This window comes from Actinomadura sp. KC216, assembly GCF_004348535.1.
Lineage (GTDB): Bacteria > Actinomycetota > Actinomycetes > Streptosporangiales > Streptosporangiaceae > Spirillospora.
The window spans coordinates 1-10,928 of the sequence record NZ_SMJX01000279.1 but is presented as its reverse complement, the minus strand read 5'-3'; the positions used below and the strand labels follow the sequence as shown (position 1 = coordinate 10,928).

At 72.9% G+C, this 10,928-nt stretch carries 10 protein-coding genes; 6 read left to right on the top strand and 4 right to left on the bottom strand.

Features of this window, described 5'->3' with window-relative positions:
• A partial coding sequence (gene sepH / locus E1264_RS33235) for a septation protein SepH (RefSeq protein WP_243711316.1) occupies nt 1-888 on the bottom strand: 888 nt, incomplete at its 3' end.
• A 424-nt stretch (nt 889-1,312) separates the two neighbouring features.
• Between sepH and E1264_RS33230 the strand changes: the two genes are divergently transcribed.
• Nucleotides 1,313-2,296 carry a hypothetical protein gene (locus tag E1264_RS33230; RefSeq protein WP_132179871.1) on the top strand — a complete coding sequence of 328 codons (984 nt, stop codon included), beginning with the start codon at nt 1,313-1,315 and terminating at the stop codon, nt 2,294-2,296.
• A 23-nt stretch (nt 2,297-2,319) separates the two neighbouring features.
• Here the strand turns inward: E1264_RS33230 and E1264_RS33225 are convergent, their stop codons facing one another.
• Nucleotides 2,320-3,630, bottom strand: a complete 1,311-nt coding sequence (locus E1264_RS33225) for a D-arabinono-1,4-lactone oxidase (protein WP_132179869.1) — start codon at nt 3,628-3,630, stop codon at nt 2,320-2,322.
• Between the two features lie 185 nt (nt 3,631-3,815).
• Between E1264_RS33225 and E1264_RS33220 the strand changes: the two genes are divergently transcribed.
• The 3 genes from E1264_RS33220 to E1264_RS33210 are packed head-to-tail and all read left to right on the top strand — an operon-like array spanning nt 3,816 to nt 6,724.
• Nucleotides 3,816-4,976: a lytic transglycosylase domain-containing protein gene (locus E1264_RS33220; protein ID WP_243711315.1), complete on the top strand. Its 1,161-nt coding sequence runs from the start codon at nt 3,816-3,818 to the stop codon at nt 4,974-4,976.
• A gap of 12 nt (nt 4,977-4,988) precedes the next feature.
• On the top strand, nt 4,989-5,918 hold the full coding sequence (locus E1264_RS33215) for a ferrochelatase (protein ID WP_132179865.1): 930 nt from the start codon (nt 4,989-4,991) through the stop codon (nt 5,916-5,918).
• Entirely contained in the window at nt 5,915-6,724 is an 810-nt protein-coding gene (locus tag E1264_RS33210; protein ID WP_132179863.1) for an inositol monophosphatase family protein, read from the top strand. The genes E1264_RS33215 and E1264_RS33210 overlap by 4 nt, the downstream gene beginning before the upstream one ends.
• A 67-nt stretch (nt 6,725-6,791) precedes the next feature.
• Here the strand turns inward: E1264_RS33210 and E1264_RS43895 are convergent, their stop codons facing one another.
• Nucleotides 6,792-6,968, bottom strand: a complete 177-nt coding sequence (locus E1264_RS43895) for a hypothetical protein (RefSeq protein WP_165964506.1) — start codon at nt 6,966-6,968, stop codon at nt 6,792-6,794.
• 209 nt (nt 6,969-7,177) lie between these two features.
• Between E1264_RS43895 and E1264_RS33205 the strand changes: the two genes are divergently transcribed.
• Nucleotides 7,178-7,831, top strand: a complete 654-nt coding sequence (locus tag E1264_RS33205; protein ID WP_132179861.1) for a response regulator transcription factor — start codon at nt 7,178-7,180, stop codon at nt 7,829-7,831.
• The gene (locus E1264_RS33200; protein ID WP_243711314.1) at nt 7,828-9,087 is read left to right on the top strand and encodes a HAMP domain-containing sensor histidine kinase; all 1,260 of its coding nucleotides are present in this window, start codon (nt 7,828-7,830) and stop codon (nt 9,085-9,087) included. The genes E1264_RS33205 and E1264_RS33200 overlap by 4 nt, the downstream gene beginning before the upstream one ends.
• Before the next feature lie 19 nt (nt 9,088-9,106).
• On the opposite strand, the gene E1264_RS33195 is transcribed toward E1264_RS33200, so the two are convergent.
• Nucleotides 9,107-10,928 (bottom strand): ABC transporter substrate-binding protein (locus tag E1264_RS33195; RefSeq protein ID WP_207936549.1); only part of this gene is annotated, 1,822 nt, incomplete at its 5' end.

Below are 10,928 nucleotides of genomic sequence, written 5' to 3'. Positions count from 1 at the left end.
CTGCTGGACGGCCTCGCGCAGGGCGGCGGCCTCGCCCGGCTGCGGGAACCGGGTGCGGGGCTCGGCGGCGCGAGGCTCGGCAGTGCGGGGCTCGGCGGCGCGGAGCGGCTCGGGGGCGGCGTGCTGCTCCGGCGCTGCGTGCCGCTCGTACGGGGTCTGCCGTTCGGACGAGGCGTGCCGTTCGTGCGCGAGGGGCTGCTCGGGCTCGGCGGGCAGGCCGCGGAGCGCCGGGTCGCGGTCGCTGGAGACGACCTTCATGGCCGGGCGGCGCGGGACGAGCGGGGTGACGGTGTCGGAGAGCGGCTCCTCGTCCCACTCGACGGCGGTGAGGCGCGCGGCGATCTCGTCCAGCGGGGAGACGAGCCGGCGGCGCGGGTCGAACGTCCACTCGGCGGCGTGCGGGCGGCCGTTGTCGAAGAAGGAGAGGCGGACGCGCCAGGTGTTGTCCTCGCACTTCCAGGAGTCCCATTCGACCTCTTCGAGGTCGACGCCGCCGCGGCCGAGGCGTTCCTCGACGGTCTCGCCGAGCGGCGGGCCCGGGGACGACTCGCCGGGCCTGCGGACGGCGACGCGCTGCGCCTGCTGGGCCATGTATTCGCGTTCCTGCAGGACCGGGCCCTCGAACCAGCGGACGCGCTCGACCGGGATTCCCGCCGACTCGGCGATCTCCTCCGCGGTCTCGCCGGAGCGGATACGGGCCTGGATCTCCTTGGGGCGCAAGGGACTCTCCACTTCGATCTCGAACTGGCCGAGGCGGGAGAAGTGCCCACGGACCGCGGCGCGGAGCCGGTCGTCGACGGGCAGGGTGAACCGGGTGCCTCGGCCCGCGGTGGCCAGGACGAGGTACGTACCGTCCTCGCTGACCGCGACGAGGCGCAGCTCCTGCATGCGTGTCCTTCCTGCCCTGTCTTGATGGCACGGAGGACCTCGGACCGGCCGGGCCTTGCTCTCACCGGCCGGCCGTCCGATGCCCACCGAGGGCGCATGCGTGCCCTTCCCCCGGGTTCCCGAGTCTCTCTTTCGGACACACCTGCTGCCAGCACCGTACCCGGCATGTCCGAACATCGCCGCTCTCGAAGCCCCCTCCACGAGGTCGAAGAGGGCACCTGACCAAGCTTGCCGGTGAACGCGACCGGCGGGGCGCCGCCCCGCCTGATTCTTGTCCATCTTTTTCCTCACCGTGCCTGACGGGTGCGCGCGGCTCCACCGGTCCGGCGTTGCGAGTGTCACGTTCGTGATCGGAACAACCTGGATGTCCCGGTTAGTTCATGTTCCGGGGATTCGACGGCGATGGACGAAGGGGACCAGTGGCATGCCGCGTAAGCTGCCGGACGTCAGCACGACGCAGCTGATCGCGAGCGCCGCGGCGACGGCGGCCGCCGCTTTGGGGGCGTCCTACCTGGGCGTCTACGGGACGATCATCGGCGCGGCGCTGATGAGCGTGATCTCGACGGCCGGTGCTGCGGTGGGCAAGCACTACCTCGACCAGGGCCGGGGGCGGCTCAAGGAGCTGACGCATCAGCAGGCGGCGGCGCGGCGGCGGGACGCGGCGGAGGGCGCGGCGAGCGAGGCGACCAGCGCCGACCCGACCCGCACCACCGTGTGGTCCGGCGACCCGAACGCCACCCGCCGGTTCGGCCCTCCGCCCGGCGGCGATCCGAACGCCACGCGGCTCGACCCCAACGCCACGCGGCTCGACCTCCCGTCCAGCGGCGGTGCCGCCGGACCGGGCGACCCGAGCGCGACGCGCCTGGACCCGGTGGACGCGGTCGCCGCGTCGCTCGCCGGGGCGGCCGGGGACGACGCGGTGCGCCAGGCCGCCCGGCGGTCGGCGTGGCGGAACACGGTCGAGTGGGCCAGGGCGCGCTGGGCGATGCTGGCGGTGTCGTCGGCCGTGGTGTTCGGCATCGTGATCGCCGGGATCACGATCTACGAGGCGACCACCGGGCAGGCGCTCGGCAAGGGCGGCGGCGGCCTGACCGTCAAGCAGGTGCTGGGCGGCGGCGACGGCGGGCGGCAGGACGACGACCCGTCGCCGAACCCGTCCGGCAGCCCGACCGAGCCGGGCGGCACGCCGAGCGGGTCGCCGACCGGTGACGCGCCGTCCACGGGGCCCACCACGCCGGACGGCGGCCCGACGACGCGGCCCACCGACCAGCCGACCGGCCGGCCCACGACCCCGCCCACGTCCTCGGGCCCGGCGCCTCCGAGTACCCCGGCGCCCACGGAGGGCCCGCCGGACGGCGGCGGCCAGGAGCCGGGCGGCGGCGCCGAACCGCAGGCGCCCGCCGGCTGATCACCCCTGATCAGCGACGGGCCCTAATCGCCGAAGACCCGTGTCGTGTACGGATTGGCGAAGCGGCGGTCGGGGTCGAGCTCGTCGCGCAGGGCGCGGAAGTCGCCGAACCTCGGATACACCTTCTCCAGGTACGCGGCGTCGCGCGTGTGGAGCTTGCCCCAGTGCGGGCGCCCGTCGAGCGCGGTCATGAGGTCCTCGACGCCGCGGAAGTAGTCCTCGTGCGGGTCGCGGTGGTAGACGTGCACGGCGATGAACGCGCTGCGCCGCCCGTGGGCCATCGACAGCCAGGCGTCCTCGCGGGGGAGTGTCCGGACCTCGATGGGGAAGCTGATGCGCCAGTCCCGCCGCGCGAACAGCGCACGGAGCTCGCGCAGCGCGGGGACGAGTTCCTCGCGCGGGATCGCGTACTCCTGCTCCTTGAAGCGGACGGTCCGCGGGCTGGTGAAGACCTTGTAGGAGGTGTCGCTGTAGGCGCGCGCGCCGAGGGCCTTGGCGGAGATGCCGTTCACGTAGCGCGTCGTGCCGGGAGCCCGGTGCGTCAGGCGGTTGACGGCGCCGAACACCGTGTTGGACAGGAACCGGTCGTCCAGCCAGTGCTTGACCTTGGGCAGCGGCTCCGCGGGGCCCTCGACGCGGTTGTTGCGCTTGGTCAGGCAGCCCTCGGTGTGCGGGAACCAGTAGAACTCGAAGTGTTCGTTGGCGGTGTCGAACTCGTCCAGGCGCGCGAGGACCTCGTCCCACTTCATCGGTTCCTCCTGCGCTCGCAGGAGGAACGCCGGGACGGTCCGCCAGGTGACGGCCGTGACGACGCCGAGCGCGCCGACGCCCGCGCACGCCGCGTCGAACAGGTCGGGACGCTCCTTGCGCGAGCAGGTCAGGACGGTGCCGTCGGCGAGGACGAGTTCGAGCGCGGCGACCTGGGAGGCCAGCCCGGCGGCGTCGCGCCCGGTGCCGTGCGTGGCGGTCTGCAGGGCTCCGGCGACGGTCTGCTCCTGGATGTCGCCCATGTTGGCCAGCGCGAGACCGTGATCGTCCAGGAGGCGGTTGAGCGCGTGCAGCGCGAGCCCCGCCTCGACGGTGACGAGCCCGGACGCGGTGTCCACCGAGCGGACGGCCGTGAGCCCCTCCGGCCGCAGCAGGACGCCCTCCGCGACGGCGGCGCCGGTGAAGGAGTGGCCCGTGCCCGTCATGCGGACGGTGAGGCCGTCGCCGGCGGCCGACCGCACCGCTTCGGCGACCTCGCCCGCGGTGCGCGGCGTCACGACGCGCTGCGGCGTGGCCTGCTGGTTTCCCGCCCAGTTCTGCCACTTTTGGTTGCTCACGGGGGACATGCGGTGACTCTACTCGGCCGGTGTTCATGAGGAAAGTTCATGTTCTCCGCCGGGAAAGGTCCGGGGAGAATCCGGCGATACCGTACTATCCGGTCGGATACCGGCTCGCTCATGATCCCGGTACAGGTGGGGAAGAAGGGACAAGGCGGGGGAACCGTCCGTAGCGACAGTCGTTGGGAAATGTTGTGGCTCCTCCTTCAGCATCGCGCACCGGGCCCGGGACGGGACGCCGCGGCCGGGGGACGCCGCTCGCCATCGCCGCGATCGCCGCCCTCGCCGTCGCGACCGCGTCCGGCGGCGTGATCGCGGCGCTGACGACGGAGCCGACGGAGCCCGCCCGCTCGTCGGATGCGCAGCCGGCCCCGAACGTGCCGCCCGGCGACCCGGTCAACGTGGCCACCGGCGGCGCGGTCGCGCCGCTGCGCCGCGTGGTCCCGCCGGACGTGCTCGCGGTCGGCCGCGGCTCGATCCCCGCCGCCAAGATCAAGAAGATCGCCTCGCTGGGCCGGGTCAGGGACGTCGTCGCGGTCGCGGGCGGCGCCGTCCAGCTCCAGGGGCGCCAGGTCAACGCGTTCGCCGTCGACCCGTCCGCGTTCCGCTCCTGGACCCCGCCCGGGACGGCGAAGGACAGCGCCCTGTGGGAGGCGCTGGCCGCCGACCGGTTCGTGGTGTCCCCGGCCGCCGCCGAGCAGCTCGGGCTCGCCCGGGGCACGCGGTACCCGGTGATCGGACGGACGATGCCGAACCTCATGATGGGCGGCGCCGGGCCCTTCGGCCTGCCCGGCATCGACATGCTCGTCAGCGGGAGCTCCGGGAACCAGATCGGGCTCGTCCCGAACGTGGCGGTCCTGGTCAACGCGCCCGGGGTGAGCCCGGCCAAGGTCGTCCAGGCCGTGACCAAGGTCCTCGGCCCCGGCACGAACGTCGTCAACCTGCACGAGTACCAGACGCCCGGCGACGGCGGCCGTCCGAGCAGCTACCTGGACCTGTACAAGCAGGCGGCCACCACCTGCCGGGGGCTGTCCTGGACGGTCCTCGCCGCGATCGGCCAGGTCGAGAGCGACCACGGCCGCAACGCGGGCCCGTCCAGCGCGGGCGCGCTCGGCCCGATGCAGTTCATGCCCGCGACCTGGAAGGCGTACGGGGTGGACGGCGACCGCGACGGCAGGGCCGACATCATGAACCCCTACGACGCCATCCCCGGAGCCGCGAAATACCTGTGCGCCAACGGTGCGGGCAGGGGCGGCAAGCAGCTCTACAGAGCGGTGTACCAGTACAACCATGCGCACTGGTACGTCCAGAAGGTCCTCAGCTTGGCCCGCGCGTACGCCGCGAGGTTCAGCTGATTGGATGGAGGCATGACTTCGCGCGCGCGCGTAGCGACCTCGTATGACGCGTTGCTTCTGCTGTCCTTCGGGGGGCCGGAGGGGCCCGAGGACGTGATCCCGTTCCTGGAGAACGTGACCCGCGGCCGGAACATCCCCCGGGAGCGTCTGGAAGAGGTGGGGGAGCACTACTACCGGTTCGGCGGGGTCAGCCCCATCAACCAGCAGTGCCGCGACCTCAAGACCGCGATCGAGGCGGATTTCGCCGCCCACGGCGTGGATCTGCCCGTCTACTGGGGCAACCGGAACTGGACGCCGTACCTGGCCGACACCGTCCGGCAGATGAAGGCGGACGGTGTGCGGCGGGCGGCCGCGTTCGTCACGTCCGCCTACAGCGGCTTCTCCACCAACGACCAGTACCTCAACGACATCGCGCGCGCGCGCGAACAAGTGCCGGACGCGCCTGAGATCGACAAGCTGCCCGTCTACTGCGACAGGCCAGGCTTCATCGACCCCTTCGTAGACGCCACGAAGCAGGCCCTGAGCCGTCTCCCCGAAGACGCACGGCTGGTCTTCACCGCGCACAGCGTCCCTCTGTCCCAGCCCAACAGGGATCTGTACACCGAAGAGCTGGAGACGGTCGCGCGGACGGTCGCGCAGAAGGCGGCCCCTGGCACGCCGTGGGATCTCGTCTACCAGAGCCGCAGCGGCCCCCCGACCCAGCCCTGGCTGGAGCCGCAGATCGCCGACCATCTGGAGAAGCTGCACGGGGAGGGCGTCAGGGCCGTGGCGGTCGTGCCGATCGGGTTCGTGTCCGACCACATGGAGGTCAAGTTCGACCTCGACGTCGAGGCCGCGGAACGCGCCGCCGACCTCGGCATCGCGTTCGCGCGCGCCGCCACCCCCGGCACCGACCCGCGCTTCGCCGCCCTGCCCCGCCACCTCCTGGCCGAGACCCGATGAGCCTCGCCGACGACCTCCTGGAGCTGGCCGTCGCGACCGCGCGGGAGGCCGGGCGGATGCTGGTCGACAAGCGTCCCGCGGACGGTCCGGACATCGTGCAGACCAAGTCGTCCCCGACCGACGTCGTCACCCAGATGGACCGCGCCGCCGAGCAACTGATCGTCGAGCGGATCCGGGCGGCACGGCCCGACGACGCGTTCCTCGGCGAGGAGGGCGGCGACCAGGGCGGCGGCAGCGGCGTCCGCTGGGTGATCGACCCCATCGACGGGACCGTCAACTACCTCTACGACCTGCCCGACTGGGCGGTCAGCATCGCCGCCGAGGTGGACGGCACCGCCGTCGCCGGGGTCGTGGACATCCCGCGCCGGGGCGAGGCGTACACGGCCGTGCGCGGCGCGGGCGCGCTCCGGCACACCGCGTCCGGCACGCGCGAGCTCCGCGTGAATTCCCGGGTGCCGCTCGATGAGGCGCTGGTGGCCACGGGGTTCGGCTACGCCTCCGGGCGGCGCGCCAGGCAGGCGCGGGTCCTCACCGGGGTGCTGCCGAACGTCCGCGACATCCGGCGCGCCGGGTCCTGCTGCGTCGACCTGTGCTCGCTCGCGGCCGGACGGGTCGACGCCTACTACGAGCGCGGCGTCCAGGCGTGGGACATCGCCGCGGGCGGGCTGATCGTCCGGGAGGCGGGCGGGCGCGTCGAGGGCCTGCACGGCGCCGCGCCCGGCCCGGAACTCACCATCGCCGCGGGCCCCGGCACCTTCGAGGCCCTGCACGACCTCCTGGCCCCGCTGGACCCGCTCGGCGACTGAACCACGGCGGAGAGCAGGGAGCCCGGGACCGCGCGGATCCCGGGCTCCAGATGCCGTTCGAGCGTGTTCAGTCGCAGCGGGGCGGCTCCACACCGATGTCGTTGTTCGCTGCGATCCGGCGCAGGTCGTTGATCTCCTCCTGGCGAATGTCCGCCAGGTAGGTGTCTCCCTCTGCATGGGCGCTGCGCAGCGACGCGTACGCGTCATCGAGTCGCTGCTGGATCATGCGTGACAACTCGCCCATAGGCCTCCTCCCGGATCGTGCCCATGCCTACCCAGGCCTAGGCTGAAGGTAAACCTGAACGCCTGTGCAATTTTCGCGGATTGTTGCGCCGCCGCCAGGACGGTGCGGACAACGATCTTCTGAACAGGTGTTTACGGGCGTCTTACGGTGTCCGTGGCATACCTGGAGGCCGGGACGGACCGCGTCCCGGCCCATGAAGGGGGACCCTCGTGCGTGTTCTAGTCGTCGAGGACGAGCGCGTGCTCGCCGACGCGATCGCCACCGGCCTGCGCCGGGAGACGCTGGCCGTGGACGTGGCCTACGACGGCGCCGGGGCGCTGGAGCGGGCCGGCGTCAACGACTACGACGTGATCGTGCTGGACCGCGACCTGCCCAAGGTCCACGGCGACGACGTCTGCAAGCACCTCGTCGCGCAGCGCTACCCGGCGCGGATCATCATGCTGACCGCTGCGGGCGAGCTCGGCGACCGGGTCGAGGGCCTGTCCATCGGCGCCGACGACTACCTCGCCAAGCCGTTCGCGTTCGCCGAGCTGATCGCCCGGGTGCGGGCCCTCGGCCGCCGCGCCGCCGCGCCGCTGCCGCCCGTCCTGGAGCGCGCCGGGATCAGCCTCGACCCGGCCCGCCGCGAGGTCGCCCGGGACGGCCGCCCCGTCGAGCTGACCCGCAAGGAGTTCGCCGTCCTGGAGGTCCTGCTCAGCGCGGACGGCGCCGTCGTCAGCTCCGAGCAGCTCCTGGAGAAGGCCTGGGACGAGCACATCGACCCGTTCACCAACGTCGTCCGCGTCACGATGATGACGCTGCGCAAGAAGCTCGGCGACCCCCCGGTGATCGAGACCGTGCCCGGCGTGGGGTACCGGCTGTGACCACCGAACCCGCGCCCAAGGGCGGCCCGGACAAGTCCGGCGCCGGCGGTGGGCCGTGGCGGCGGCCCGGCCCGCAGCAGGTCCCGCAGCCCGCCCAGGCGCCCAAGGGCGTGGGGTGGCGCGGCGACGGCGGCGGGACGTTCGGCGACATGAAGGCGCTGCCGCGGATGAGCGTGCGGCTGCGCCTCACCCTCCTGTACGGGCTGCTGTTCTTCATGGCGGGCGCGCTCCTGCTGTTCGTGATGTCGGTGCTGATGGCCGACATCCTCGGCGGCGTCAAGGTGATCGGCTTCAACATCTCCGACGAGGAGGCCGCCGCGCTGCAGCGCCAGTTCGTCGAGCAGACGATGCGGCAGCTGGTCGGGCGGTCGCTGCTCGCGCTCGGCGGCGTCGGGGTGATCACGCTGGTGCTCGGCTGGTTCGTCGCCGACCGGGCGCTCAGCCCGCTGCAGCGGGTCACCACCACCGCGCGCCGCCTGTCGGAGAGCACCCTGCACGAGCGGATCGCGCTGGAGGGCCCGGACGACGAGATCAAGGAGCTGGCCGACACCTTCGACGCGATGCTCGAACGGCTCGGGCAGGCGTTCGACTCGCAGCGCCGGTTCGTCGCGAACGCCTCCCACGAGCTGCGCACCCCGCTCGCGATCAACCGGACGCTGCTGGAGGTCGCGCTCGGCGACCCGGACGTCTCCGACGACCTGCGCGCCGTCGGCCGGACGCTCCTCGCCACCAACGCCCGCCACGAGCGCCTCATCGAGGGCCTGCTGCTGCTCGCCCGCAGCGAGCGGGAGCTCGCCACCCGCACCCCGGTCGACCTGGCCGAGGTGGCGTCGACCGTGCTGGAGCACTCGGCGCGCCGCGACCACGACCTCGACGTGGCCGTCCACCCGGAGCTGACGTCCGGGAAGGCGCTCGGCGACCCGGTGCTGCTGGAGCACCTGGTGTCCAACCTCGTCGAGAACGCGATCAAGCACAACGTCGAGGACGGCGGCGAGCTGTGGATCCGCACCGGGATGCTGGAGGGGTACGCGACGATCCAGGTCGAGAACACCGGCCCGGCCGTGCCCGCCTACGAGGTGGAGCGGCTGTTCGAGCCGTTCCGGCGGCTGAACGCCGACCGCGTCGAGTCGGCCAAGGGCGCCGGGCTCGGGCTGTCGATCGTCCGGTCGGTGGTGCTGGCGCACCGGGGCGCCGTGTACGCGGCGCCGCGGCCCGGCGGCGGGCTGATCGTCACGGTCCGCCTCCCGCCCGGCTGATCTTCCAGCTCGCGCAGGCTTACGTGAACGCGGCCGTCGCCACGGTCGGGTCGCCGTCGTAGTCCATCTCCAGGCCGGTGAACTTGCCGCTCCTGCGCACCGCCGCCGCGCCGTTGTTGGCGAGGGGGATGAGGGCCATGTCGTCCAGCGCGAGCTTCTCGGCCTGCCGGAACAGGTTCGCGCGGGTGCCGGCATCCTGCGTCCGCAGCGCGCTGGAGATCAGGGTGTCGAAGGTCCCGTTCTTCCAGCCGGACAGGTTGTAGTAGGTGTTCTTGCTGGTCGCCACCTGCGTGCCGCCGAGGAGCGGCCACAGCATCGAGTAGGCGCCCGGGTAGTCGGGGCCCCAGGAGAAGAACGCGAGGCCGCACGAGTCGTCCGCGACGAGCTCCTTGCGGAACCGCTCGAACTCGGCGAGCGGGATCGTCCGCGCGTCGATCTTCCAGCCGAGGACCGACACCAGCGACTGCCGCACGGCCTCGACCAGCTTCTCGTCGGACGGCGAGGCCCGGAAGTAGAGCCGCATCTCCTTGCCCGGCCCGAGGCCCGCCCGCTCCGCGTGCTCGCGGGCCTTCGCCGAGTCGGGCGCGTCGCACGACGGGCAGGTGCCGGGACCGCCGAAGCCGGGGACTCCCGGCGGGACGATGCCGTGCGCCGGCTTGTAGGCGCCGCCCGCCAGGGAGGCGAGCTTCTTGCGGTCGATCGCGTAGGACACCGCGAGCCTGGCGTCCTTGGAGTTCATCGGCGCGCGCATGGTGATCGGGACGAGCATGCGCGTGTACGGCGAGGGACGGGTGATCAGGTCGTCCGAGGGGGCGGTGCTGACCGGATCGTTGCCGGCGGTGTACCAGTCGATGTCCCCGGCGGCGAAGGCCGCGCGCCCGAAGGCCGGTTCGTCGCTGAGGCGGATGTCCACGCCGTCGAGCTTCGTCTTGCCGAACGCCCAGGCGTCGTTGCGGACCAGCGAGAAGCTCGTGTCCGGCCGGTACTCCCGCAGCTTGAAGGGCCCGTTCCCCACGGGCCGGGTGTTGTAGGCCGTGTTGCCGGGCTTGCCGGCGTCCTCGGGGACGGGCATGAACGCGGGCTCGGACAGCCGTCCGGGGAAGTCGCAGTTGGGGGAGGTGAGCGTGACGTCCAGGGCGGTGCCGGACACCACCTTCACCCCGGACAGCGTGTCGGCCTTGCCGCCCGCGACCGCGGCGAAGCCCTCGATGTCGTTCATCAGGTAGGAGCCGCCGCCGCCGGTCGTGGCCGCGCTGCGCGCCCACCCGCGCGCGAACGCCTGCGCGTCGACGGGCCTGCCGTCGCTGAACGTCGTCCCGCCCTTGATGAGGATCTTCCATTGCCGGCAGGACGCGTCCGGCGTGATCTGGGTGGCGAGGCGGGCGCGCGCGACGCCGTCGGGGCCGATCTCGGTCAGGCCGGTGAACAGCTGCTTGGTGAGGAACCGCTCGGTCCCGCCGTAGGTGTGCGACGGATCGATCTCGTCGGAGCTGGTGCCGGCGCCGCGGGTCGCCATCTTGAAGGTGCCGCCCGTCCGGCCGCCCGCCGTCGTCGCGGTCGGGTCGGGCTCGCCGTCGCCGACGAGGTTGACGGCGATCGCCGTCCCGGCCACCACCAGGACGACCAGCGCGGCGCCGCCCGCGCTCGCCAGCACGCCCATGCCGCGCCTGCCGCGCCCGCCGCGCGGCCGGGTGACGTCGGTGCCCATGTCCGGCGCGCCAGGGGAGGACGACGGCCAGGTCGCGGCATATCCCTGCGGGTTGGGCGGCGGAGCCGGAGGCGGCCACGCCCCGCCGGGTTGCACCTGCGGCTGCGGCACGGCACCAGGCGGCCTCCCGGGC